The following is a 23,649-nucleotide window of genomic DNA, read 5'->3' as shown; positions in this document are numbered from 1 at the left end:
TAGTTGCGCCCGAGCCCGGGGTCCCCGGTAGCGGGTGGGTCGCGCGGATGTGCAAATGTGTGCATATGAGCGACGACTTCTCTTCGATCAAATCGCTGGCTGATGTGACGCCCGAGCTGATGAACAAGCTCAGTGAGGGGACGTTCACCGACCTCATCGGGCTGAAGTTCACGGAGTTGAGCGGGGATGGGGTGGCGGCGGAATGGGTGGTTACGCCGCAGCTGTATCAGCCTGCGGGGATCGTGAACGGTGGCGTGTACTGCACGGTCATCGAGACCCTGGCGAGTGTGGCCGGTGGCGCGTGGCTGGGGGATCGCGGGACCGTCGTCGGGGTCAACAACAACACCGACTTCCTGCGGGCGGTGCGCGAGGGGAAGTTGACGGGGGTCGCGACGCCCGTTCATCGGGGGCGGTCGCAGCAGTTGTGGCAGGTCGTCATCACCGATGAGCAGGAGCGGACGGTGGCTCGCGGGCAGGTGCGGTTGCAGAACCTCACTCCGCAGAACTGAGTCGGGCGCAGCCGGATTCGGCGGTCCGGACGCGGGACGGAAGATCGTATATCTCCGAAACATGCTGGTAACGCGGGTCGTGCCAGAATGACCGACGATCCGTCCCCGTGATTGCCGAGGAGCCCGCATGCGACTGACGCCGCACGAGCAGGAACGCCTGCTGTTGAGTTACGCGGCCGAGTTGGCGCGGCGGCGGCAGGCGCGCGGGTTGAAACTCAATCATCCCGAGGCGATCGCGCTCATCACCGATCATGTGCTCGAGGGGGCGCGGGACGGGCGCACGGTAGCCGAACTGATGGCCTCCGGGCGTACCGTGCTGACTCGCGACGACGTCATGGACGGGATTCCCGAGATGATCCACGACGTGCAGGTCGAGGCCACCTTCCCCGACGGCACGAAGCTCGTCACCGTCCACCACCCGATCGGATGACGCGCGATGATTCCTGGTGAATACCTTTGTGCCGAGGGCACGATCGAGCTCAACGCCGGCGCGGATCGCGTCGAACTCGATGTCGTGAACACCGGTGACCGGCCGGTGCAGGTCGGCTCGCACGTGCATTTCCCGCAGGCCAACTCCGCGCTCGAATTCGACCGCGACGCCGCGCACGGCCACCGTCTCGACATCCCGGCCGGTACCGCGGTGCGTTTCGAACCCGGTCTGGGGCAGCGGGTTTCGCTGGTCCCGCTCGGCGGCGACCGCGAAGTGCACGGAATCAGCCTCACCCCTCCCGGAAAGCTGGATGCCTGATGGCCGAACTCTCTCGCGCCCGATACGCCGAACTGTTCGGGCCCACCGTCGGCGACCGCATCCGGCTCGCCGACACCGACCTGCTGATCGAGATCACCGAGGACCGCAGCGGCGGACCGGGACTCGCCGGTGACGAGGCCGTGTTCGGCGGCGGCAAGGTGCTGCGCGAATCCATGGGCCAGGCCCGCGCCACCCGCGCCGAGGGCACCCCGGACACCGTCATCACCGGTGTGGTGATCGTCGACCACTGGGGAATCATCAAGGCCGACATCGGTATTCGCGACGGTCGCATCGTCGCCATCGGCAAGGCCGGGAACCCGGACACCATGAGCGGTGTGCACCCGGACCTGGTGGTCGGTCCGTCGACGGAGATCATTGCCGGCAATGGCCGCATCGTCACCGCCGGAGCCATCGACTGCCACGTGCACTTCATCTGCCCGCAGATCCTCGACGAGGCCATGGCGGGCGGCATCACCACCCTGGTCGGCGGCGGCACCGGCCCGGCCGAGGGCTCCAAGGCCACCACCGTCACCCCGGGCGCCTGGCATCTGGCCCGCATGCTGGAGTCCACCGACTCGTGGCCGGTGAACATCCTGCTGCTCGGCAAGGGCAATACGGTGCGTGAGGACGCGCTGTGGGAGCAATTGCGCGGCGGCGCGGGCGGTTTCAAACTGCACGAGGACTGGGGCACCACCCCGGCCGCCATCGACCGCTGCCTCACCGTCGCCGACGCCTCCGGCGTGCAGGTGGCTCTCCACTCGGACACCTTGAACGAGGCCGGTTTCGTGGAGGACACCCTGGCCGCGATCCGCGGCCGGGCCATCCACTCGTATCACACCGAGGGCGCGGGCGGCGGCCACGCGCCCGACATCATCACCGTCGCTTCGCATCTCAACGTGCTGCCCAGCTCCACCAACCCGACGCGGCCGCACACCATCAACACCCTCGACGAGCACCTCGACATGCTCATGGTGTGCCACCACCTGAGCCCGTCCATCCCCGAGGACCTGGCGTTCGCGGAGTCCCGCATCCGCCCCTCGACCATCGCCGCCGAGGACCTCCTGCACGACCTGGGCGCGATCTCCATGATCGGCTCCGACGCCCAGGCCATGGGCCGCATCGGCGAGGTCGTCATGCGCACCTGGCAGACCGCGCACGTCATGAAGCGCCGCCGCGGCTCCCTGCCCGACGACGGCGCCGCCGACAACAACCGTGTGCAGCGCTATGTCGCGAAATACACCATCTGCCCGGCGGTGACGCACGGCCTCGACGCCGAGATCGGTTCGGTCGAGGTCGGCAAACTGGCCGATCTGGTGCTGTGGGAGCCCGCCTTCTTCGGCGTCCGCCCGCACGCCGTCATCAAGGGCGGCGCGATCGCCTGGGCCGCGATGGGCGACGCCAATGCCTCCATCCCGACCCCGCAACCGGTCCTCCCGCGCCCGATGTTCGGCGCCGCCCCGAGCGTGACGGCCTCGACGTCCCTGCACTTCGTCTCCGAGCAGGCCATCGAGGACGGCCTCGCCGACCGCCTGCGCGTCAACCGGAAACTGGTCCCCGTGGCCAATGTCCGCCGCCGCACCAAGGCCGACCTCCCCAACAACGAGGCCATGCCCCGCATCGAGGTCGAACCCGACACCTTCACCGTCCGCATCGACGGCGAGGTCTGGAGCGAGCAACCCGCCACCGAACTCCCGATGGCCCAGCGCTACTTCCTGTTCTGAGGACGGGTATCCCTCGGCGTGATCTCAATCCTGGGCAGCCGAGGGAACTGCTGGCAGACTGCGAGGTATGACGACTGCCGATTGGGCCGGAGTGGATCGCTACCTCGTCGAAACCCTGGTGGGGGACGAGGATTCGGGGACGTTGCGAGCCAACGCGGCGGCGGGGTTGCCCGCCATCGACGTGTCGCCGCCGCAGGGGAAGTTCCTGTATCTGCTCGGGAAGTCGGTGCGCGCGCGGCGGGTGCTGGAGATCGGGACGCTCGGCGGGTACAGCACCACGTGGCTGGCGCGGGCCGTGGGGAAGTCCGGGCGGGTGGTGACGCTCGAATTCGAGCCGCTGCACGCGGAAGTCGCGCGGGAGAACCTGGATCGGGCCGGGGTGGGGGATCGGGTGGAGATTCGCGTCGGCGCGGCGCTGGACTCGCTGCCCGAGCTCGAGGCCGAGCGGCCCGAGCCGTTCGATCTGGTGTTCATCGACGCCGACAAGGTCAACAACACCAACTATGTGCGGTGGGCGTTGCGGCTGACCCGGCCCGGGTCGGTGATCGTCGTCGACAATGTGGTGCGCAACGGCGGGATCGTGGACGCGGATTCGGGTGACGCGGCGGTGCGGGCCAGCCGGGAGGTCATCGAATTCATCGCCGCCGAGCCGCGATTGGACGGGACCGTGGTGCAGACCGTCGGCGGCAAGGGCTGGGACGGGTTCGCGTACGCGGTCGTGGTCGGCGACGACGACTGATCGGTCACGGCCGCGGATCGGGGTTCGCGGCCAATTCCTCCCAATAGTCCACGTACGCCTGCTCGTGCATGATGCCCAGGCGCAGGATACGGGCCCGCGAGGTGGCGCGGATGCTGTCGGTGGCGTCGATCTCGTCGTAGAGCGCCCGGTACAGGTCCAGCCAATGCCGGTGCTCGGCAACCTGATTGCGGGCCAAGGCCACCACGTCGCCGGGCTCGCCCAGATCGGCGAAGAACAGTTTCAGCTGCGCCGGGTCGCGGGTCTCGGGCTGGGGTGAGGTGGGATCGCCCAGCCAGCGGGTCAATTCGGCGCGCCCGGCGTCGGTGAGGTGGAAGATGCGCCGGCGGCGGCCGGACTCCTCGGCCTCCTCGCGGAGCAGGCCCTGATCGGCCAGGCGCGGGGGGACGCGGTAGAGCTGCGCGTGGGGGATGGGCCAGAACTTGTCGACGCTCTCCTCCAGCCGCGCCTTGATGTCGTAGGGGGTCAGCGGTCCGTGGCGGGCGATGAGCCCCAGCACGATGTGGTCCTGCGGGCCTAGCTCGGCCATTCGGAATCCCCTCTCTCGTTTGACACCGTATCGCTGAGACTATACCTTGGTGCCAGTCATACGGTATCAATGAGACTATTGGAGTGGAAATGCGCGACTACGCCATCGACCTGTTCGACCGCTGGACCCAGATGTGGAACGGCGACCTCGCGTTGGCCGACGAGATCATGGCCCCCGCCTTCACCCTGCGCTACGCCCAGCCGGGCGCGGACGCCTACGACAGCGTGAAGGACCGCGCGACCTTCGCCGCCGCCATCGACACCTTCCGGGCCGAGCGGCTGGGCCTCGAGTTCTCCACGCAGGGCACCCCGGTCGTCGAAATGGACGACACCCGAACCGGAATCATCGCCCGCCCCTACGGCGCGCGGATCACCGCGCCGGATGGAACCATCGTGCGCGAACTCAGCGGCACCGACATCCTGCGCGCCGAGAACGGGCAGATCGTGGAGGTGTGGTCGGTGTCCGGCGGGGCCGAAGGACGCAGCTTCTACGCTTAGGCCCATGTCGAAGCGCCGCGAGAACCGTCCCGCGCCCGAGGCCTGCCCGTGCGGGCTGCCCGCCGCCTACGCCGATTGCTGCGGGCGGCTGCACCGCGGCGAGCGGTCCGCCACCACCGCCGAACAACTGATGCGGTCGCGATTCAGCGCCTTCGCGGTCCAGGACGAGGCGTACCTGCTGCGCAGCTGGGACCCCGAAACCCGGCCCGCCGAGGTCGATTTCGATCCGGGCATGCGCTGGGATCGGCTCGAGATCCTCGGCACGACGGGTGGGGGACCGTTCCACACCGAGGGGACCGTGGAATTCCGGGCCCACTACCGCGCGCACGGGGCGGCGGGAGAACTGCACGAGAACAGCCGATTTCGCCGGGACGAGGGGAAGTGGGTGTACCTCGACGGCGACATCGAGCGCTGACCGAGCCGTAACTCCTTGCCGCCCCTGCGTATTCGCACACCGCGTGACTGTGCACGATCGGCAATCGTGCACAGCGTGCCACGACGGCTGCGCTCGGGGCGGCGACCAGCGGAAAGTTCCGACGGGAACACCGCCCCGAGCGCGCGGCTCAGTCGCGCGAGAACGCGGCGGCCGCAGCCATTTCCAGATCCCGGTACGGCTTTCCGGTCACGTCCTCGATCACCTGGTGCATGGTTCCGCCGGTGAACGGGAACGGTGAGTGGTACCGGGCCGACACGGACTGCCCGGTGTCCCGGCCGACCCGGACGCCCTCCCCGACACCGGAGAACACGGTCGGCTGGATCCGCATGTCATCGAGTGAACCCACCGGGTTCTCGTCGATGTAGAGGACGGCCTCACCCGTGGGCGTGTAATGGTCGGGCCGGGTGCCGTGCCGTTCGTAGCGCACCCCGAGGATGTGATCGCCGAGCGGTATCCGGCAGTCGGAGACGATGGCCTGCTCCTCCTCGCCGAGGAAGTTGTAGACGTAGCAGAGGTGACCGTCCTGGACGAACAGGGCGTGCCCGCCGAGCCGCCCGCCGTGGGCGAACAGCACGCCCTCGGCGTCCGGGCTGACGATCGTCGTCTCGGCCAGCAGCGCGAACGAGCGGCCCAGAATCTCGAGCGCCGCACCCGGCCCGACCTCCGCGCTGTCCGGGTAGTAGACGGCACGGTCCATGCCCCTGGCGTATGTCGGCCGGAAGCGCACCAGCGCGGAGACGATGTCGAGATCATTGAGCGGCATCCCGTTGTACTTCTCCGCCTCGGAGAACCACAGCGCCTTCATTTCCTCCAGCTTCTCGGGATGCTCCGCGGCCAGGTCGTGCATCTGGCTGCGGTCCTGATCGATATGGAACAGCTCCCAGCGGTCCTGATCGAAGTGTCCCCAGCCGGACGGGCAGGCCGCGTGCACGGTGTCGGCGAACCAGCCGCGATGCCAGATGCCGCGCGTGCCCAGCATCGAATAGAACTGGGTGTGCTTGCCGACATCGGCGTCGGCGTCCTCGAACAGGGCCCGGAAGCTGACCCCTTCGAGGGGGCGCTGCGGCACGTTCTTCACCGTGTCCGGCGGCGTGATGCCCAGCAGTTCGTAGACGGTGGGGGTGACATCGCAGACATTGAGGTACTGGTGGCGGATCTCGCCGCGGGCCGGAATGCCCGCCGGCCACGCCATCAGACAGGGATCGGCGATGCCGCCCTCGTGCGAGGCGTACCGCTTGTACAGCTTGTACGGGGTGTTGAAGGCCATCGCCCACCCGATGCTGTAGTGGTTGTAGGTGGTCGGCAGGCCCAGCTCGTCGAGCTTGACCAGGCTGTCCTCGATCGTGTCGATGTAACCGTTGAAGAACTTCATCTCGTTGACCGAGCCGTTCGGGCCGCCCTCGCCGCTGGCGCCGTTGTCGGAGAAGGCCACGATGATGGTGTTGTCCAGCTGACCGGTCTCCTCGAGGTAGTCCAGCACCCGGCCGATCTGGGCGTCGGTGTAGGACAGGAATCCCGCGAACACCTCCGCCTGGCGGGCGAAGAGCCGTTTCTCGTTCTCCGACAGCGAGTCCCAGGCGCGTACCGTGTCCTGCGCCGGCCACGGCTTGCCGTCGGCGCTGGTGACATCGCTGTACGGGTTCATGGGCGACAGCTCGGTGTTCTCCGGAATCAGGCCCATGCGCTTCTGGTTGTCGAGCACGATCTCGCGGTACTTCTCGTAGCCCATGTCGAACTTGCCGCGGTACTGATCCGCCCATTCCTGGGCGACGTGGTGCGGGGCGTGCCCGCAGCCCGGGCACAGGTACATGAACCACGGTTTGTCAGGGGCGATCACCTTGGCGTCGCGAATGAACTCGATCGACTTGTCGGCCAGGTCCTTCGACAGGTGATAGCCGTCCTCCGGCGAATACGGCTGCGCGATCGGGTGATTGTCGTAGACGAGATTCGGATACCACTGGTCGGCCTCGCCGCCCAAGAAACCGTAGAACCGTTCGAATCCGCGCCCCAGCGGCCAGTGCCGCTTCGATGCCGCGAGATTCTCCTCCTCCAACGGCGTCATATGCCATTTGCCGACGGCGTAGGTGTTCCACCCGCGTTCGCCGAGCACCTCCGAGCACAAGGCGGTGTCGGCGGGGATGCGTCCCGACAGGCTCGGGAATCCGTCACTGAATTCCTCGATGGTCGCCATGCCGACCGACGACGCGTTTCGCCCGGTCAGCAGGGAGGCGCGGGTGGGTGAACACAGTGCGGTGGTGTGGAATTGCGTGAACTGCACGCCACTGTCGGCGATCCGCTTCATGTTCGGCATGTCGACCAGGCCGCCGTAGCAGTCCCAGGTGGCGATGCCGATGTCGTCCCACACCAGATACAGCACATTGGGCGCGCCCGGCGGGGCGGTCGGTTCCGCGTACGGTCCCCAGTCGGCGACCGAATCACGAATATCGAGGGCGATATGTCCTTCGAACTTCCTGGCCATTCATTCACCTCGGAAAAGGAGAATCGTTGGTAGGGACCCAGCTCCGGCGTGACCGCTGGGAGTTCATCGACGCGTCGGTGACCACGCGGTTCCGGGACTCGGCGTCCGGAACCCGTGCGGATCACCCACCTTTCGCACCTCTCAAAGAGTACCGACCGGAATGTACTTGTGGCGGGGGTTGAACGAGCCCGATGCCGAACGGTTTTCGAGCGGACAACGGTCTCGGTCGGGTCAGAGCGCGGCGCGCGCCTCGAAACCGTCGCAGAGTGCGGTGAGCCCGGTGTCGAGCAGGTGCTCCGGATCCAGCAGGGCGATGTCACCGCTGCCGACGAGACCCGCCAGCGAGGGCGGGGTGGGCCAGCGCGGGTCACCGTCGAGCAGGGCGGTGAGCCCGGAGCGTTCGTCGGCGCTGCTGTCACGGCCCTGCAGCAGCCGGGCGCTGACCTCCTGCAGGGCGACCCCGGCGATATAGCTCCACACCGACAGCGACATGCGGGTCGCCTCGCGGGCGTCGACGCCGAGTTCGGCGAAGCCCTCCACCAGCCAGCTCAGCACCGTGAGGCTGTGCTCGCCGAAGTTGTAGCGCGGCACCGCGAAGGTGAACAGCACCCAGGGGTGCTGCTGATAGAGCCGCCAATCCACCTCGGCGGCGATGTGCACCCGGTCACGCCAGGTCCAGCCCTGTCCCTCGGCCGGGGGGTAGGGGTTGCGGCGGGCGACCTCGTCGGTCATGGCGGCGAGCAGCGTGTCCTTGTTGGGGACGTGCCGGTAGAGCGACATGGCCCCGGCGTTCATCCGCTCGGCGATGCGGCGCATGGACAGCGCGTCGAGTCCGGACTCGTCGGCGAGGGCGATGGCGGTGTCGACGATGGCGGCCCGGGTGAGCTTGGCCTCGGTCATCGGACGAATTGTTCCCTTCCGGCGCGGGGTGTGCGTACACTGTACCCGCGCTCGAGCGTACGTTGTACGCCCGGGCGCATTCCATGGACAGGGCCCGGTGGGCCCCGAGCAGCCCGAAGGATAGGTCATGACGAGTACCCTCGCGCGCCCCGGCGCGAAGACGCCGCGCCGCGCCTGGGTGGGTCTGGCCGTCCTGCTGCTCCCGGTGCTGCTGGTCTCGATGGACATGTCGGTGCTCTACCTGGCCATGCCCACCCTGACCCAGAACCTGGATCCGTCCGCCACCCAACAGCTCTGGATCCTCGACATCTACGGCTTCATGATCGCCGGCCTGCTCATCACCATGGGCAATCTCGGTGACCGCATCGGGCGACGCAATATCCTGCTGGCCGGGGCCACCGTCTTCGGAATCGCCTCGGCGCTGGCCGCTTTCGCCCCCAGCGCGGGCGTGCTCATCGCGGCGCGGGCGCTCATGGGCCTGGGCGGCGCGACCCTGCTGCCCTCCTCGCTGGCGCTGATCTCCACCCTGTTCCCCGAGGACCGCCCCCGCGCCACCGCGATCGGCGTGTGGACGGCGTTCTTCGCGGGCGGCTCGGCGGTCGGGCCGATCATCGGCGGCGTCCTGCTGCACCACTTCTGGTGGGGCTCGGTGTTCCTCATCAACGCTCCGGTCCTGGTGGTGCTGCTGGTCTTCGGGCCGCTGCTGCTCCCCGAACACCGCGCCGCCGCGCGCGGACCCCTCGACTGGGTGAGCGTGCTGCTGTCGATCGGCGGCATCCTGCCGATCGTGTACGCCATCAAGCGCCTGGCCGCCGAGGGCTTCGACCTGCCCGCGGTGGGCATCGGCATCGTCGGCGCGCTGCTGCTGACCGCGTTCGTCCGCCGTCAGCGCCACCTCGACGAACCGCTCCTCGATCTGAGCCTGTTCCGGCGCGGACTGTTCTCGGTGGCCATCGGCTCCAGCACGGTCGGCATGCTCGCTCTGGCCGGGATGAGCTACCTGACCAGCGTGTACCTGCAATCGGTGACCGGCCGCGACCCGCTGGCCGCGGCGCTGCTCGGGATTCCCGGCGCGGTCGTGGTGTTCGTGTTCTCCATGAGCGGCGCGCGGATCGGGCGCGTGTTCGGCACCAAGACCACCTTCGTGCTCGCCCTCGGCATGGCCGCGCTCGGCAACCTCATGCTGCTCGGAGTCGGCGTGAACGGCGGAATCGGCTGGTATGTGGCCGGATCCGTGGTCGCGGGCGCGGGCTTCGGCATCGCCTTCACCCTGGTGTCGGAGGTGGCGGTGTCCTCGGTGCCGCCCGAACGCGCCGGATCGGCGGTCGGCATCTCCGAGACCAGCTTCGAACTGGGCAACGGCCTGGGCCTGGCGCTGCTGGGTTCGCTGGCCGCGCTGGTGTTCCGGTCCGGCGGGGACTTCGGATCCACGCTGGGGGAGACCGTCGCCGAGGCCGGGGGCGACACCGCCCTGATCGATTCGGCGCGCGAGTCGTTCGTGACCGGCATGCACGTGGCCACGACCACCGGCGCGGTGCTGCTGGCCGCGATGGCCGCGGTCGCGTTCTTCGCCAAGACCGGGACACCCGCGAAAGACGCTGCGGTGAAAGCCGGTTCCGCGCACTAGCCGAACAGACCGGTCCACACCTCGGTGATCCGGGCGCGCCACGGCATGATCACCCGCTGATACAGCCGGCGCACCGGATCGGCGAGGGCCCGCCACGCCCGGGCGATGGCCGCGAACAACGGTCGCAGGACCGCGCGACGCAGCCATCGGCAGGGAGCCACCACCGTGACCGCGACGACGGCGGTGGCCACCCGCCAGCCGAACACGATCACCGCGACGATCGCGTAGGCGAGAGGCCGCAGCAGCCGGCGCCACAGCTGCTTCGCGGGCCACACGATCAGCCACTCGACCAGCGGCTCGATGACGGCGGTCACCAGCCAGCGGCCACCGGGGCTCAGCACATACCGCCACAGCGCCGAGAGCGGCACCGCGACAAGCCATTTCCAGAGATTCGCCACGGTCCAGACGATGGCCTCGGCAATGGGTTTCACGAACGTGCGGAACAGCCACGGGATGCCGGGCTTCAGCACCCGCCGCCACAACCATTCCTCGATGGCGCGCTGGATCGGGCGCAGGAAATACGCCAGCAGGAACGCGCCGATCGGTGTGAGCACCATGCCGAACAACAGCTGCTGGATCAGCAGATGCCACAGGTAATCGCGCACGAAATTGCGCAGCGGCCGGAACACCCAGTCCCGGAACAGGATCGCGAGCGGTTTCGCGAGATGATCGGTGAACAGCCGGAACGCCGCCGCGATGAGCCGCGGCAGGCGGGTGATCCCCTCCCACAGCAGTCGCGGCGGCACGAACACCACCAGCACCACCGCGCGGGCGCACCAGCCCCAGAACGTCACCTGCTCCGGCGTCGGCCGCTCCGGCGCTCGAGTAGTCGTCATCGGTTTCCTTCCCCCGGGATATGGTCCTCATCCTGGTGCAGGAATCCGCAGTGCGGCCAGGGTATTTCCACTCATTCGCGATCACATACCGGTCCGGCGGTTAGGCTCGGAAACGTGGCTGAGCACGACGCCCCGAACCAGCCGGCCGAGCCGAACGGCCGACCGCTGGCCGAACGCGTGGCGACCCGAATCTTCTACCCGACCTCCCGGCCGCGTGAGAAAGCCCTGCGCGAGGCGGTATCGGGCACGGTGATCCTGGTGACCGGAGCCTCGCACGGCATCGGCAAGGCGGCCGCCCGGAAACTGGCCGCGGCGGGCGCGACGGTCCTGCTGGTCGCGCGGTCGCGAGAGGACCTCGAGGACGTGGCCGCCGAGATCACCGCCGCGGGTGGGATCGCGCACGTCTACCAGTCCGACATCACCGAATTCGACGCCGTCGAAGAGCTCGGCCGCCAGGTGCTGGCCGAGCACGGCCGCGTGGATGTGGTGATCAACAACGCGGGCCGCTCGATCCGCCGCCCGATCGACGAATCCTATGACCGCTTCCACGATTTCACCCGCACCATGGACGTCAACTATCTGGGCCCGGTGCGGCTGTTGTTGACCCTCTTGCCCGGTATGCGCGAACGCGGCCGCGGGCACATCGTGAACATCTCCACCTGGGGCCTGCGCATGCCGCCCGCGCCCCGCTGGTCGGCGTACGGCGCGTCGAAGGGCGCGTTCGACATCTGGCTGCGGACGGTGGCCACTGAGATCGCCGCCGACGGCGTCACCACCACCTCGGTGTACATGCCGCTGGTGCACACCCGCATGAGCGCGCCCACCGACTTCTCCGGCGTGCCCGGGCTGACCGCCGACGAGGCCGCCAACCTGGTCTGTCACGCCGTGGTCGCCCGGCCCCTCGAGATCTCGCCCTGGTGGACCGGCCCAGTGCAGGCCTGGACGGATCTGCGCCGCGGGGCCGCGCAACGGTTCATGGAACGCAGCCTCGGGCGCAGGTCAGGGGAGTAGCACCACCTTGCCTGTGGTCGCCCGGGTCTCCAGGGCGTGGTGCGCGGCCGCCGCCTCGGCGAGCGGGAATGACTGCACCGCCGGACGCAACCGGCCCGCCGCGGCCTCGGCCAGCGCGCGAGTCTCCAAGGCGCGCAAGCCGCCCCCGCGTTGCAGCAGCGGCGGACCGAGCACGACCTGCGAGGTGATGCCGCGCGCGGCCAGGGCCTGCTCGTCGAGGTCGATCTGACCGCCGGACCAGCCGAACACCAGGCGCACGCCGCCGTCGGCGAGCAGCTCGGCCGCGGTGCGCGCGACGTCTCCGCCGATCCCGTCGAACAGCAGGGTCGCGGGCCGGTCCCCGTACTTGGCGCGCACGGCCTCGGGCCAGGACGGATCGAGATAGTCCAGGGCGAGATCCGCGCCGTTCTCGTACACCTGGTCGGTCTTCACCGGGCCGCCCGCGAGCCCGATGACGGTCGCGCCCGCCGCGACCAGATACTGCACCAGCAGGGTGCCGATGCCGCCCGCCGCGGCCGGAACCAGAGCCACCGTCTCCGGGCCCACCTCCGCGAAACTCAGAATGCCCAGTGTGGTCCGGCCGGTGCCGATCATCGCCACCGCCGCGCCCGCGTCGAGGCCGTCCGGAATCGCGTGCAGCCGTTCGGCTTCGGTGACCACGAGCTCGGCGTACCCGCCCGGCGCCTGCCCGATGTGCGCGACAACCGCACACCCGAGCCAGCTTTCGTCGACGCCGGGCCCGACCCGGTCCACGGTCCCGGCGATCTCGCGGCCCGGAATCGTGGGCAGCTCGGGCAGGGGCAGCGGGCCGCCCGCCACGCCCTGCCGAATCGAGGTGTCCAGCAGGTGCACTCCCGCGGCGCGGACGGCGATCCGGACCTGCCCGGCCCCGGGTTCGGGGTCCGCGACGGTCTCGTACCGCAGGTTCTCGGCGGGCCCGAACTCGTGAAGACGGATGGCGTGCACGGCGACTCCTCTACCTCGGTGACGTTCTGCCCGCCCAGTCTGAAACCTCAACTAATGTTCAGGTCAAATCACGCATTTTGAAACAAACACCGTTCACACCTGTGGAACGTGGGTTAGTCTCGCTGCGATCACATCCTGTGAGGATGCTGTGTGAGAAAGGGATATTCATGAAAAACGTTGCACTGAAAGCCTTTGCCGTCGCCGCCATCGCCTCCGGCATCGGTGCCGCCCCGGCCATGGCCGCCCCGGTCGAGCTGGTGCCCGTCACCGACACCGGCGCCGCCCCGGTCGCCGGACTGGTGCCCATGACCGGCTCGGCCGGGCTGTCCAACTCCATCACCTGTGCGCTGCAGAGCATCTCGGCGGCCATGCCCTGCCTGCTCACCTAGTCGACACCGCCGCGCCGGGTGCCGCTTAGGATCGACCCATGCGACACCCGGACGTGCGGCGATGAGCCTGGCCACCCTGCTGACCCTCGCCGACTCCCGGCTGCCGATCGGCGGGCACGTGCACTCCGGCGGCGTCGAGGAGGCCATCGCCTCCGGACTGCTGCGCGACGTGCCCAGCGTGGAATTGTTCCTGCGGCGGCGCATCCGCACCTCGGGACTGGTGGCGGCCTCGCTGGCCGCGGCCGTCTGCGCCGGCACCCTCGACCCGCAGCGCGCCGAACTCGAGGCCGACGCGCGGACCCCGTCCCCGGCCGCCCGCACCGCCTCCCGTGCCCAGGGCCGCGGCCTGTTGCGGCTCGCCAAACAGGTCTGGCCGCACGCCGAGTGGCGCGCGCTCGGCACCCGCCCCCATCTGTCGACCGTGTTCGGCGTGGTGGGCACGGTGTGCGAGGCCACCCCCGCCGATATCGCCGCCGTCACCGTCTACACCACCATGACCGGGGCGGCCACCGCCGCGCAGCGCCTGCTCGCCCTCGATCCGGCCGCCGTGGCCGCCTGCACCATCCGCCTCGCCCCGGTGTGCGACGCCACCGCCCGCGCCGCCACCGAATCGCTGGCCGCGCTCTCCGACCCGCTGCAGGACGTGCTCGCCGAACGTCACCCCCGCCGGGACATGCCGCTGTTCGCGTCGTAGCCGGTCACGGGCCAGGTAACACCCGGTTTACGTGACTGGGTCAGGATGGGGGTGAAAGGAGCGCACATGCCACCTCACCTCATCGACGGGGAACCGCACGATCACAGTCACGACCGCCCCAAGCGGGAGCGGACGCCCGGGGAACCGGTGCGGATCGGGATCGGCGGTCCGGTCGGATCGGGCAAGACCGCGCTGACCGCGGCCCTGTGCCGGCAGCTGCGCGACGAGCTGTCGCTGGCCGTCTTGACCAACGACATCTACACCACCGAGGACGCCGATTTCCTGCGGCGCAACGCGGTGCTGCCGGACGAGCGCATCACCGCCGTGCAGACCGGCGGCTGCCCGCACACCGCCATCCGCGACGACATCACCGCCAACCTGGATGCCATCGACGACCTGATCGAGGCCAACCCGCCGCTGGATCTGATCCTGGTGGAATCCGGCGGCGACAACCTCACCGCCACCTTCTCCTCCGGCCTGATCGACGCCCAGATCTTCGTGGTGGACGTGGCCGGCGGCGACAAGGTGCCGCGCAAGGGCGGCCCGGGCGTCACCTGGTCGGATCTGCTGGTCATCAACAAGACCGATCTGGCCCCGATGGTCGGCGCGGATCTGTCGGTCATGGAACGCGATTCGACGACCGTGCGCGAGGGCCGGCCGTTCGTGTTCACCTCCCTCACCCAGGACCCGGCCGCGACGCCGGTGCTGGCCTGGGTGCGCGAGCAGCTGCGGCTGGCCGCCGAACAGGATGCGGGCGTTGCCCATTCGCACTGAGCTCCGCATCATCGCGTCCGCCGGGACGCTGCCGCGCATCCACGCGGTCGGCGGCCTGGCGGCGCGGCACACGGGCCCGGACACGGTGCACCTGATCGGCACCGCCGCCACACCGCTGGGCGGTGACGTCCTGGACATCACGATCTCGGTCGGCGCGGGCGCGCTGCTGCGGGTGCGGTCGGTGGCCGCGACCATCGCGCTGCCGGGCCGTGAGACCCGGAAGTCGGTGGCGCACTGGCGTTTCGAGGTGGCCGCGGGCGGGGAGCTGGACTTCGATCCGGAACCGACCGTGGTCGCGGGCGGCGCGGAACACGACACGTTCACCACGGTGCGTCTGGAAGACGGTGCGCGGCTGCGACTTCGGGAACGGGTGCAGATCGGCCGCACCGGCGAGGATCACGGTCACTGGACCGGGGAGTTGATCGCGGATGTCGGTGCGATTCCGCTGCTGCGGCACCGTCTGGAACTGGGCTCCGAGGCGATCACCGACGACGCGCTGTCGGAGCCGCGGGCACTGGAGAGTGTGCTCACCTATCCCGACGATCGCCCGGCGGATACGGCGGGCCTGGATCAGGCGCTGCTGCCGCTTGCCGCGGGCGGCACACTGTTCACGCGGACCGGTCGACTGCTGACGGCCTGACCGGCACATCGGAAACCGCTGTCGCGCAAGAACTTCGAACCCTGCGCACAGCCATCCGCACACGGCGGGTCGCGTTCGCGGCGGGAACCAACCTCACCGCCGGTTCCCGCCGCGTGCGCACATCTACCTGGTCGAGCGGCCTCGTCGAGGAGGGATCAGTCGCCGACGACGCGGGGCGGTGCGTTGAATCCGTTGAACGCGATCACATTCGGGGACGCCGCCGCCGGCCACTGGGCCTTGGGCGCGTCGTCACGCTGCGTCACTCCGGGAGCGATCTCGGACGGGGCGGCGTTGGCGGCACCGGATCCGACGATCGCCATGACTAGCGGGACGGCACCCGCTGCCACCACGTTGCCGACCTTGTTCCGGTGCGGGTTGAGCGCGCGGTGCTTACCTCCGGCCATACATGACCTCTCTGGTCAGGGGGAACATCGGGACGACCGACATTCGAACCCACCGACCACCTGGATTGGTGAGCTGAATGGACGACCGAGAATCCGTTAGATAACCGAAAAGTAGCCATTCAAGCGGGTTTCGAATAGCGAAGAGGCCGGAATCCTGGTGATGGATTCCGGCCTCGCTAGCTCGGCGATCACTCCTGAACGGACGCCTCATCGGCGTTCGGCGCGTCGGCCGGGGTAGCACCGTCGATGCCGGTCGCCCGGTCCACGGCGCCCGGGGTGGCCGGAGCCAGGTACCCGTTCACCGCGCCGACGGCGCCGCCGATGACGGCCCCGACGGTCGCCGCCGGCACCGCGATCAGGCTCACGGCGGCGGTCGCGCCCGCGGCCGGGCCGAAGGCCCAGCCCGCCGGAGCGAACGGCGTGCCCGCGATCGCACCGATGACACCGCCCATGACCGCACCGGCGACCTCGAGCGGGGCGGCCACGCCCACGCCGACCGCCGCGCCCACGGCGGCGGAACCGACCGTCGCGGCGGCCATGCGGTCCGACCGGCTCGGCTCGAAGCCGGCCGAGTCGTAGGTGCGGGCCAGATCGGCCTCGGCGCCCGCGGCGAGCGCGTTCACCTGGGCGGCCTGGTCCGCGTCGAGCCAGACCGGGATGTCGAGCTGGGTGTCGCCCAGGCGCAGCTTGCCCTCGGGCGCCGCGATCGGCGCCACCTCGGGGGCGGCCAGCGGGTCGCCCAGGCGCAGCTTGCCGTTGTCGACGGGGGTCAGCGGCGCGTCGGGGATGTCCCGCAGGCCGGTGGTGGCGTTGCGGCCGACCCGCACGGGGAGGACGACCTCGGCGGCGGGCTCGATCAGCTCGTCCGGGCCGACCTCGGCCGCGGTGGCGGACAGGTAGGTGTGCGCGCCGTCGGCCATGGCCTGCGGCATCGGCACGGCCAGCTTGCCGAACGGGGTGTCGACGACCACGCCCGGCTGGGTGTCGGCGCCGCCCGGCAGCGTGGTGCCGGGCTGGTTGTCGACCACCGCCGGTTGGGTGTCGTCGGACGAAACCGGTTCCGCCGCACTGGTTCCGGCGGCGGCGAGGGCGGCGACCAGCGGCAGCGCGCCCGCGACCGCCAGTGTGCCCAGGCGCCGTCGCCGCGGCGAAACAGTATCGACCGGTTGGCGTTTGCCCATGAATGACCTTTCTTCCGAATATCGACAGACGCCGAACATTCGGATCCGGCCGGTGCGCCGGATTGGTCTGGACACGCCGCCCGGTCAGACCCTCATTCGAAGGACGGCCGGGCCGAGTCGTCAGCCCGCGCGCTGTTCGGTGGATTTCGCCGATTCGGAATTCGCCACGGATTTGCCGTTGCCGGAGGCGTTTTCGGCCGCGCCGATCTGCTTGGCCAGTTCCAGCGCCTCGGCGGGATCGTCGAGCGCCTCGAGCGCGAGCCGCGCGAACACCCACTGCTCGGTGGCCGCCATCTGACCGCGGTGGCGGCCCAGGAACGACACGAACCATTCCAGCACCGTGACGAAGCGGCTGCGGAAGCCGACCAGGTACCACAGGTGCAGACCCAGCCAGGCCAGCCACGCGAAGAAGCCGCTGAACTCCAGCTTGCCCACCTGGCAGACCGCGCTGAACCGCGACACCGTGGCCATCGAGCCCTTGTCGAAGTACTTGAAGGGCTTGCGGTCCTCGACCTTCTGCTTGCCCTCGGTCTCGGCCTTGATGGCCTTGGCGGCGTAGGTGCCGCCCTGGATCGCGCCCTGGGCCTGCCCGGGCACGCCCGGCACCGACATCAGGTCGCCGACCACGAACACGTTCGGGTAGCCCTTGATGGTGAGGTCCGGTTCGACGATGACGCGTCCGGCCCGGTCCACCTCGGTGCCCTTGGACTTGTCGGCCAGGATCTTGCCCAGGCCGCTGGCCTGCACGCCCGCCGACCACACCTTGCAGGCGGATTCGATGCGGCGCTCGGAGCCGTCCTTGTCCTTGACGGTGACCCCGCGCGCGTCGACATTGGTGACGATGGCGTTGAGCTGGATCTCCACGCCCATCTTCTCGAGCCGCTTGTGCGCCTTGGCGCCCAGCTTGGGGCCCATCGGGGCGAGCACCGCGCCCGCGCCCTCGACCAGGATGACGCGCGCGTCGCGGGTGTCGATATTGCGGAAGGTGCCGTCCAGGGTGCGGTCGGCGAGTTCGGCGATCTGCCCGGCCAGCTCGACGCCGGTGGGGCCGGCGCCGACCACGACGAAGGTCATGAACCGGTCGCGGGTCTCCTGGTCGGTGGCCAGCTCGGCCTCCTCGAAGGAGCCCAGGATGCGCGCGCGCAGTTCGAGGGCGTCGTCGATGGTCTTCATGCCCGGGGCGTAGGTGGCGAAGTGGTCGTTGCCGAAGTACGACTGCTGCGCGCCCGCGGCCACGATGAGGCTGTCGAACGGGGTGACGTAGTCCCGGTTGAGCAGGCGCGAGGTGACGGTGCCGCCCTCGAGGTCGACATCGGTGACCTCGCCCATGATCACCTGCGTGTTCTGCTGCTTGCGCAGCACGATGCGGGTGGCCGGGGCGATCTCGCCGACGGACAGGATGCCGGTCGCGACCTGGTACAGCAGTGGCTGGAACAGGTGCGTGGACGTCTTGGAGATGAGTGTGATGTCGACGTCGGCCTTGCGCAGGTGCTTGCAGGCGAACAGTCCACCGAACCCGGACCCGATCACCACCACCCGATGGCGCTGCGCGACGGAATTCTCGGCGTTCATCTAGTTCCTGCTCCTCGCCAGACGGTGAAACTACGACAACTCACGCACAACGGTAATGCAGTGTGAGTAGCGCAGCCCAATCAGGACCGACCGAAAACAGACCTTCCAGACAGCTGACCCGAAAATACAATATGGGCGGTCGTTCAGTGCGGATTGGCGCGAGCCCGGTGGCGGGCGGCCGGGGCGGCCGCCCGCGCTCGTGATCGGGGGAGGCGGCTCAGCGTCCCTGGAAGAGCAATTGCGCGACGCGCGTGGTGGTTTCGGAGCCTTCGAGATATCCGCCCTGGTTGCCCTGCTCGGTCATGATCGCCAGGGTGTAGCGCTCACCGGGTCCGGCGAAGCCGACCGAGTTGACCACCCAGCCGCCCTGCTCGTCGGACCAGCCGTTCTTCAGGCCCGGGTTCATGGCCGCGCCCGCGCCCCACACGCCCCAGTGCTGGTTGGTGTCGACGCGGCGCATGCGGTCGAGCAGGTACGCGCGGTCGTCGGGGTGCATGCGGGTGAGGATGTTGTCCATCAGCCGGTCCAGGTCGGCGGGCGAGCACTGCTGGAAGCCCCAGTCCGGAAACAGCTTGATCTGCTCGATGGAGGTGGTCGGCGGCAGCGGGATCAGCCCGACCATGCCGTTGGCCCGGAAGGCGTTGTTGAACGCCATGCGGTCGAAGCCCGCGAACTTGTTCCACAGGATGTCGGCGGCATTGTCGTTGGAGGTTGCCAGCATCGACTCCATGAGCGCGCGGTCGTCGGGACCGAGCACGATGGCGCCGACCCGGGCGCGATTCAGCAGATCCTCCGCGATCGCCAGCTTGATGGTGGACGCGGTCCAGAAGTTGGTGTCCGCGTTGCCATTCCGGTAAATGCCGCCGGTGACGCGGTCGCGCATCACATAACCGGTGACGCCGGGGCGGGTGGCGAGATAGTCGTCGACCGCGGCGATGCGTCTGCTCATATCCGCGTCGAATCCCGTGATCGGGCCCTGCGTGTGCGCGGGGACCGCGCCGGCGACGGGAATGAGGACGGGCGCGGCCGGAATCAGGGCAGCGGCCGCGAGGACACAAGCGGAGGAGGCCACGCGCCGGGCCTTGGGGGAACGCACGAGGGATCACAATAGAGGGGACAATGCCCGATTCGCACGTCTTGCAGGTGATCGGGTTGTCTGTTATCGAATCGACACTGTCGCACGGATTTTCGTGTACGGCTTGCGAGTTTCGTCCGGATCAGCGAAAAGCTGCCCGTAGCTCTTCGATCCCGCGGCCATTGAGCCGGTAGCAATGCTCGAAGGCCTCGGTGTGGCGGTCGCGCGGCCAGGACTGCAGCACCACGCCGCGTCCGTAATGTCGGGAGTTGACCAACTCCCAGCGCTCTCCCACCCGTCGCACCGTGAACCCGGTTCTGGGCACCAGGGGAATCACCGACGCAGACATGTACGCGGACCAGCCTTTCAGCGAGAAATGAGAACCACCCCGAAAGGCACTGTCGCATACCACACTCGAAATTCGCAGTGACGCGCCCTAGCAAATATCCGGCGTGTGGCAGGTGTCACCCGGCGAGCCGCACAGCCCGGTGTTTGCATGTCGTTCGCCGACTGTATAAACACAGGTCGTGCACATTCACCGGGCGGAACGAGCGGACACGCTCGCCGACGCGCTCGCCGGGCTACTGATCGAACCGCTCGGCGATCCGTTCACCCCGGAAGTTGTCGCGGTTCCCGCCAAGGGGATCGAGCGCTGGCTCACCCAGCGGCTGGCCACGGTACTCGGCGCGGGCGGCGGCCCTGGCCGCGGTGCGGCCGGTGGGCTCGGTACCGACGGGATCTCGGCCAATATCGACTTCGCGGATCCGGCGGCGCTGGTGTCGGCGATCCTCGCCGAGGCGACCGGCGTGGATCCGGAGCAGGATCCGTGGTCGCCGGAGCGACTGGTCTGGACCTTGTTGCCGGTCCTCGACGACGTGCTGTCCGAACCGTGGAGCGCGGTGCTCGCCCGCCACCTCGGCCACGGCGACGCGGGCGGGCACCGGGTCGGACGGCGGTACGCGACGGCGGCGCGGATCGCGGCCCTGTTCGACAGCTACGGCACCCAGCGCCCGGCCATGATCACCGAGTGGGCCGCGGGCGGCGACACCGACGGCGCGGGGCACGACCTCCCGCCGGATCTGGTGTGGCAGGCGATGCTGTGGCGGCGGGTGCGCGGCGTGGTCGGGGTGCCCAGTCCCGCCGAGCGGCTGGCGGCGGCGTGCGCGCGGCTGCGGGCCGAGCCGTCGATCGTGTCGGTGCCGGAACGGATTTCGCTGTTCGGGGTGACGCGGCTGACCACCGATCAGCTGGAGGTGCTGTCGGCGCTGTCGGCCGGGCGGCAGGTGCACCTGTGGCTGGTGCACCCCAGCCCGGCGCTGTGGACCAAGCTGGCCGACGCCGAGGTCATCCCGAATTCCGGTGTGCGCGTGCGGCATCCGCTGCTGGCGGCACTGGGACGCGATGTGCGGGAGCTGCAGGAGCGGCTGGGGGGCTACGACCACATCGACACCTATCACCCCGGACCGGACGAGATCGGGCCGCGCACGCTGCTGTCGGAGCTGCAGTCCGCGGTGCGTCAGGACCGCTGGTCGCTCATGCCCGACCCGGGCCTTGCCGACGGGACGGTCACCGTGCACTCCTGCCACGGGCCGTCGCGGCAGGTGGAGGTGTTGCGCGATGCGCTGCTGAGCGTCTTCGCCGCCGATCCGACGCTGGAACCGCGCGATGTCATCGTGCTGTGCCCCGACGTGGAGAGTTACGCGCCGCTGGTGCGGGCGGCGTTCGGGCAGTGGTCCCTCGACGGGGCCGAGCCCGGGCATCCCGCGCACGGGCTGCGGGTGCGGCTGGCCGATCGCGCCCAGCGCGCGGTCAATCCGGTGCTGGACGTGGTGGGCACGCTGCTGGAGCTGGCCGACGGCCGCGTCACCGTGACCGAGGCGCTGGATCTGTGTGCGTCCGAACCGGTTCGGGTGCGCTGCGGGTTCGACGACGACGATATCGAGCGGCTGCGGGAGTGGGCGGCCGAGACCGGGGCGCGCTGGGGGATCGGGCAGCGGCAGCGGCAGGCGTTCGGGCTGGGCGACTTCCCGCAGAACACGCTCAATGCCGCGGTGGACCGGATCCTGCTCGGGGTCGCGGCGGGCGAATCCAGTGAGGACTGGCTGGATCTGGTGCTGCCGCTGGACGACGTGGACAGCAATGACATCGATCTGGGCGGCCGGTTCGCCGAATTCGTGGACCGGCTCGCGGTGTGCCTGCGCGACCTGCGGGGCTCCACCCTGGACGAGCCCGCGGGCAGCGCGCGGCCCGCGTCGGAATGGGCCGCCGTGCTGGGACGCGCGCTGGATCTGCTGACCGAGGTGCCGTCCGGTCAGGGCTGGATGGCGGTGCAGGCGCGTCGCGAACTGGCGACGGCGCTGGAACCGGCGGGTTCGATTCCCTTGCGGCTCAGCGATATCGGCGCACTGCTCACGGCCAGGCTGGCCGGGCGGCCCTCGCGCGCCAACTTCCGCACCGGGGAGCTCACGGTGTGCACCATGGTGCCGATGCGGTCGGTGCCGCACCGGGTGGTGGTGCTGCTGGGTCTCGACGACGAGGTGTTCCCGCGCGCGGGCGGCGTGGACGGGGACGATGTGCTGGCCCGGCACCGGTGCCCCGGGGATCGGGATCCACGCAGCGAGGACCGGCAGCTGCTGCTCGACGCGATCATGGCGGCGGGGGAGCGGCTGGTGTTGCTGCACACCGGATCCGATCCGGTCTCGGGCGCGCACCGTCCGCCCGCGATCCCGCTGGCCGAACTCCTCGACACCGTGCGCGCGCACATCGGCGCGGGAGCGATGGACCAGGTGGTGACGCGGCATCCGTTGCAGCCCTTCGATCGCCGCAACTTCCGGCCGGAGAATCCGTTCAGTTTCGACACCGTCGCGCTGGCGGGGGCGGTGGCGGCGGGCCGTGCGCCGGAGCCACGGCCGCTGTTCCTGCCGGCCACGCTGCCGGCCCGCGAGCCCGGGGATGTGGAGCTGGCCGATCTGGTGTCCTTCGCCGAGCATCCGGTGCGGGCGTTCCTGTGGCAGCGCTTGGGAATTCGAGTGCCCGAGGACGAGGAGGAGATCGCCGACCGGCTCCCCATCGAACTCGACGGGCTGACCAAGTGGAATATGGGCGAGCGCATGCTGTCGGCGCGGCTCACCGGCGTGGACCCGAATGTGCTGCGGGCCGCGGAGTGGCGGCGTGGGACGCTGCCGCCGTTCGGGATGGGCGCGGCCGTGCTCGACGAGGTCGAGGGGACCGTCGACCAGCTGGTACGGGTGGCGCGGCCGTTGCACGAGATCCCTTCGCGCACTATCGATATCGCGGTGGATCTGGGTGACGGGCGTCGGCTGACCGGCACCGTGCCCGATGTCCACGACGACGCGCTGTTGCGCACGACGTTCTCGCGGCTGGCCCCGAAGCATCGGATGGCGGCGTGGATTCGCCTGCTGGCGCTGGCCGCCACCGGGACCCATCAGTCGTGGCGCGCGATCACCATCGGGCGCGGCAAGCATCATCGTCCGGCCTGGCAGTCGACGCTCACCGCGCCGCCCGCGCCCCTGGCCCGGGGGCTGTTGCGGGAGCTGGCGTTGTTGCGCGACGAGGGTCTCACCGAACCGCTGCCGATCGCGCCGTCGGCTTCGGCCACCTATGCCGAGCGTCGGCTCGCGGGCGCGTCGCCCGAGGACGCGCTGCACGCGGCGAGCCAGGACTTCGACGATCGCTTCGGCGAACACACCGACCGCTACTTCCGGCACATTCTGGGCCGGTCGCCGCGCTTCGATCAGCTGACCGAGGCCGCGGCAGCCGTGTCGCCGGGTGTCGAATCCGAACCGACGCGTTTCGGTGAGCTGGCGCGTCGCCTCTGGAATCCCCTGCTGACCAACGAGAATCAGGGTCAGCCATGACCACCCCGAGGAGGACTCTCCTGCCC

The 23,649-nt window shown here is 69.5% G+C and carries 24 protein-coding genes; 14 read left to right on the top strand and 10 right to left on the bottom strand.

From position 1 onward, the window contains the following. Positions 1-119 precede the first annotated feature (119 nt). The 5 genes from ACQP06_RS20750 (at position 120) to ACQP06_RS20730 (ending at position 3,717) form a co-directional block, all read left to right on the top strand. Entirely contained in the window at positions 120-509 is a 390-nt protein-coding gene (locus tag ACQP06_RS20750) for a PaaI family thioesterase (RefSeq protein WP_433673388.1), read from the top strand. A 127-nt stretch (positions 510-636) separates the two neighbouring features. Beyond that, a complete protein-coding gene (locus ACQP06_RS20745) occupies positions 637-939 on the top strand; it encodes an urease subunit gamma (RefSeq protein ID WP_357277307.1) in 303 nt (100 codons plus the stop codon). A gap of 6 nt (positions 940-945) precedes the next feature. Next, the gene (locus ACQP06_RS20740; protein ID WP_433666162.1) at positions 946-1,257 is read left to right on the top strand and encodes an urease subunit beta; all 312 of its coding nucleotides are present in this window, start codon (positions 946-948) and stop codon (positions 1,255-1,257) included. Next, positions 1,257-2,978 (top strand): urease subunit alpha, encoded by a 1,722-nt coding sequence (locus tag ACQP06_RS20735; RefSeq protein WP_433666161.1) that lies wholly within the window; start codon positions 1,257-1,259, stop codon positions 2,976-2,978. The genes ACQP06_RS20740 and ACQP06_RS20735 overlap by 1 nt, the downstream gene beginning before the upstream one ends. Positions 2,979-3,045: 67 nt before the next feature. Continuing rightward, entirely contained in the window at positions 3,046-3,717 is a 672-nt protein-coding gene (locus ACQP06_RS20730; RefSeq protein ID WP_433666160.1) for an O-methyltransferase, read from the top strand. A 4-nt stretch (positions 3,718-3,721) separates the two neighbouring features. Here the strand turns inward: ACQP06_RS20730 and ACQP06_RS20725 are convergent, their stop codons facing one another. Then, entirely contained in the window at positions 3,722-4,264 is a 543-nt protein-coding gene (locus ACQP06_RS20725; RefSeq protein WP_433666159.1) for a PadR family transcriptional regulator, read from the bottom strand. Positions 4,265-4,353: 89 nt separating this feature from the next. Between ACQP06_RS20725 and ACQP06_RS20720 the strand changes: the two genes are divergently transcribed. Beyond that, positions 4,354-4,761: a hypothetical protein gene (locus tag ACQP06_RS20720; RefSeq protein WP_433666158.1), complete on the top strand. Its 408-nt coding sequence runs from the start codon at positions 4,354-4,356 to the stop codon at positions 4,759-4,761. A gap of 4 nt (positions 4,762-4,765) precedes the next feature. Next, positions 4,766-5,176, top strand: a complete 411-nt coding sequence (locus tag ACQP06_RS20715; RefSeq protein ID WP_433666157.1) for a YchJ family protein — start codon at positions 4,766-4,768, stop codon at positions 5,174-5,176. Between the two features lie 148 nt (positions 5,177-5,324). Here the strand turns inward: ACQP06_RS20715 and ACQP06_RS20710 are convergent, their stop codons facing one another. After that, positions 5,325-7,676, bottom strand: a complete 2,352-nt coding sequence (locus tag ACQP06_RS20710) for an arylsulfatase (RefSeq protein ID WP_433666156.1) — start codon at positions 7,674-7,676, stop codon at positions 5,325-5,327. A gap of 231 nt (positions 7,677-7,907) precedes the next feature. Then, complete coding sequence (locus ACQP06_RS20705; RefSeq protein ID WP_433666155.1) at positions 7,908-8,576, bottom strand: TetR/AcrR family transcriptional regulator; 669 nt, start codon at positions 8,574-8,576, stop codon at positions 7,908-7,910. A gap of 127 nt (positions 8,577-8,703) precedes the next feature. On the opposite strand from ACQP06_RS20705, the gene ACQP06_RS20700 reads away from it, so the two are divergent. Next, complete coding sequence (locus tag ACQP06_RS20700; RefSeq protein ID WP_433666154.1) at positions 8,704-10,203, top strand: MFS transporter; 1,500 nt, start codon at positions 8,704-8,706, stop codon at positions 10,201-10,203. On the opposite strand, the gene ACQP06_RS20695 is transcribed toward ACQP06_RS20700, so the two are convergent. After that, entirely contained in the window at positions 10,200-11,039 is an 840-nt protein-coding gene (locus tag ACQP06_RS20695; protein ID WP_433666153.1) for a hypothetical protein, read from the bottom strand. The two genes, ACQP06_RS20700 and ACQP06_RS20695, sit on opposite strands and share 4 nt — an antisense overlap. Before the next feature lie 114 nt (positions 11,040-11,153). Between ACQP06_RS20695 and ACQP06_RS20690 the strand changes: the two genes are divergently transcribed. Continuing rightward, positions 11,154-12,050, top strand: coding sequence for an SDR family NAD(P)-dependent oxidoreductase (locus ACQP06_RS20690; protein ID WP_433666152.1), 897 nt, complete (start codon positions 11,154-11,156; stop codon positions 12,048-12,050). Here the strand turns inward: ACQP06_RS20690 and ACQP06_RS20685 are convergent. Continuing rightward, a complete protein-coding gene (locus ACQP06_RS20685) occupies positions 12,039-13,016 on the bottom strand; it encodes a zinc-binding dehydrogenase (protein ID WP_433666151.1) in 978 nt (325 codons plus the stop codon). The genes ACQP06_RS20690 and ACQP06_RS20685 overlap by 12 nt on opposite strands. Positions 13,017-13,183: 167 nt before the next feature. Here ACQP06_RS20685 and ACQP06_RS20680 point away from each other — a divergent pair, with 167 nt between their 5' ends. From ACQP06_RS20680 to ACQP06_RS20665, 4 genes are all read left to right on the top strand, one after another. Next, positions 13,184-13,405: a hypothetical protein gene (locus tag ACQP06_RS20680; protein WP_357277261.1), complete on the top strand. Its 222-nt coding sequence runs from the start codon at positions 13,184-13,186 to the stop codon at positions 13,403-13,405. Positions 13,406-13,466: 61 nt separating this feature from the next. Continuing rightward, entirely contained in the window at positions 13,467-14,099 is a 633-nt protein-coding gene (locus ACQP06_RS20675; RefSeq protein ID WP_433666150.1) for an urease accessory protein UreF, read from the top strand. 66 nt (positions 14,100-14,165) lie between these two features. After that, positions 14,166-14,873, top strand: a complete 708-nt coding sequence (gene ureG / locus ACQP06_RS20670) for an urease accessory protein UreG (RefSeq protein WP_357085201.1) — start codon at positions 14,166-14,168, stop codon at positions 14,871-14,873. After that, positions 14,863-15,513, top strand: a complete 651-nt coding sequence (locus tag ACQP06_RS20665) for an urease accessory protein UreD (RefSeq protein ID WP_433673387.1) — start codon at positions 14,863-14,865, stop codon at positions 15,511-15,513. Before ureG ends, ACQP06_RS20665 begins: the two co-directional genes overlap by 11 nt. A 155-nt stretch (positions 15,514-15,668) precedes the next feature. Here ACQP06_RS20665 and ACQP06_RS20660 read toward each other — a convergent pair whose 3' ends face one another. The 5 genes from ACQP06_RS20660 to ACQP06_RS20640 all read right to left on the bottom strand — a co-directional run bounded on the left by ACQP06_RS20660 (position 15,669) and on the right by ACQP06_RS20640 (position 20,094). Further along, positions 15,669-15,917, bottom strand: coding sequence for a hypothetical protein (locus tag ACQP06_RS20660; protein ID WP_433666149.1), 249 nt, complete (start codon positions 15,915-15,917; stop codon positions 15,669-15,671). A 188-nt stretch (positions 15,918-16,105) separates the two neighbouring features. Beyond that, positions 16,106-17,098 (bottom strand): hypothetical protein, encoded by a 993-nt coding sequence (locus ACQP06_RS20655; protein WP_433666148.1) that lies wholly within the window; start codon positions 17,096-17,098, stop codon positions 16,106-16,108. Between the two features lie 120 nt (positions 17,099-17,218). After that, on the bottom strand, positions 17,219-18,670 hold the full coding sequence (locus ACQP06_RS20650) for an NAD(P)/FAD-dependent oxidoreductase (protein ID WP_433666147.1): 1,452 nt from the start codon (positions 18,668-18,670) through the stop codon (positions 17,219-17,221). 217 nt (positions 18,671-18,887) lie between these two features. Next, the gene (locus tag ACQP06_RS20645) at positions 18,888-19,766 is read right to left on the bottom strand and encodes a tat pathway signal sequence (RefSeq protein ID WP_433666146.1); all 879 of its coding nucleotides are present in this window, start codon (positions 19,764-19,766) and stop codon (positions 18,888-18,890) included. 121 nt (positions 19,767-19,887) lie between these two features. Next, on the bottom strand, positions 19,888-20,094 hold the full coding sequence (locus tag ACQP06_RS20640) for a hypothetical protein (protein ID WP_357277243.1): 207 nt from the start codon (positions 20,092-20,094) through the stop codon (positions 19,888-19,890). A gap of 178 nt (positions 20,095-20,272) precedes the next feature. Here ACQP06_RS20640 and recC point away from each other — a divergent pair, with 178 nt between their 5' ends. Continuing rightward, positions 20,273-23,623 (top strand): exodeoxyribonuclease V subunit gamma, encoded by a 3,351-nt coding sequence (gene recC / locus ACQP06_RS20635; protein ID WP_433666145.1) that lies wholly within the window; start codon positions 20,273-20,275, stop codon positions 23,621-23,623. The last annotated feature ends 26 nt before the right edge of the window (positions 23,624-23,649 follow it).

The organism is Nocardia sp. CA-136227, from assembly GCF_050955695.1.
Taxonomy (GTDB): domain Bacteria; phylum Actinomycetota; class Actinomycetes; order Mycobacteriales; family Mycobacteriaceae; genus Nocardia.
Note: the sequence above shows the minus strand (reverse complement) of the source record. Positions and strands in the feature narration are given on the sequence as shown.

Coding starts and splice junctions, on each gene's coding strand:
- ACQP06_RS20680 (WP_357277261.1), top strand. CDS start 13,184: ATGAAAAACGTTGCACTGAAAGCCTTTGCCGTCGCCGCCATCGCCTCC.
- ACQP06_RS20675 (WP_433666150.1), top strand. CDS start 13,467: ATGAGCCTGGCCACCCTGCTGACCCTCGCCGACTCCCGGCTGCCGATC.
- ureG (WP_357085201.1), top strand. CDS start 14,166: ATGCCACCTCACCTCATCGACGGGGAACCGCACGATCACAGTCACGAC.
- ACQP06_RS20730 (WP_433666160.1), top strand. CDS start 3,046: ATGACGACTGCCGATTGGGCCGGAGTGGATCGCTACCTCGTCGAAACC.
- ACQP06_RS20720 (WP_433666158.1), top strand. CDS start 4,354: ATGCGCGACTACGCCATCGACCTGTTCGACCGCTGGACCCAGATGTGG.
- ACQP06_RS20725 (WP_433666159.1), bottom strand. CDS start 4,264: ATGGCCGAGCTAGGCCCGCAGGACCACATCGTGCTGGGGCTCATCGCC.
- ACQP06_RS20710 (WP_433666156.1), bottom strand. CDS start 7,676: ATGGCCAGGAAGTTCGAAGGACATATCGCCCTCGATATTCGTGATTCG.
- ACQP06_RS20640 (WP_357277243.1), bottom strand. CDS start 20,094: ATGTCTGCGTCGGTGATTCCCCTGGTGCCCAGAACCGGGTTCACGGTG.
- ACQP06_RS20660 (WP_433666149.1), bottom strand. CDS start 15,917: ATGGCCGGAGGTAAGCACCGCGCGCTCAACCCGCACCGGAACAAGGTC.
- ACQP06_RS20740 (WP_433666162.1), top strand. CDS start 946: ATGATTCCTGGTGAATACCTTTGTGCCGAGGGCACGATCGAGCTCAAC.
- ACQP06_RS20705 (WP_433666155.1), bottom strand. CDS start 8,576: ATGACCGAGGCCAAGCTCACCCGGGCCGCCATCGTCGACACCGCCATC.
- ACQP06_RS20745 (WP_357277307.1), top strand. CDS start 637: ATGCGACTGACGCCGCACGAGCAGGAACGCCTGCTGTTGAGTTACGCG.
- ACQP06_RS20735 (WP_433666161.1), top strand. CDS start 1,257: ATGGCCGAACTCTCTCGCGCCCGATACGCCGAACTGTTCGGGCCCACC.
- ACQP06_RS20750 (WP_433673388.1), top strand. CDS start 120: ATGAACAAGCTCAGTGAGGGGACGTTCACCGACCTCATCGGGCTGAAG.
- ACQP06_RS20650 (WP_433666147.1), bottom strand. CDS start 18,670: ATGAACGCCGAGAATTCCGTCGCGCAGCGCCATCGGGTGGTGGTGATC.
- ACQP06_RS20655 (WP_433666148.1), bottom strand. CDS start 17,098: ATGGGCAAACGCCAACCGGTCGATACTGTTTCGCCGCGGCGACGGCGC.
- ACQP06_RS20695 (WP_433666153.1), bottom strand. CDS start 11,039: ATGACGACTACTCGAGCGCCGGAGCGGCCGACGCCGGAGCAGGTGACG.
- ACQP06_RS20715 (WP_433666157.1), top strand. CDS start 4,766: ATGTCGAAGCGCCGCGAGAACCGTCCCGCGCCCGAGGCCTGCCCGTGC.
- ACQP06_RS20700 (WP_433666154.1), top strand. CDS start 8,704: ATGACGAGTACCCTCGCGCGCCCCGGCGCGAAGACGCCGCGCCGCGCC.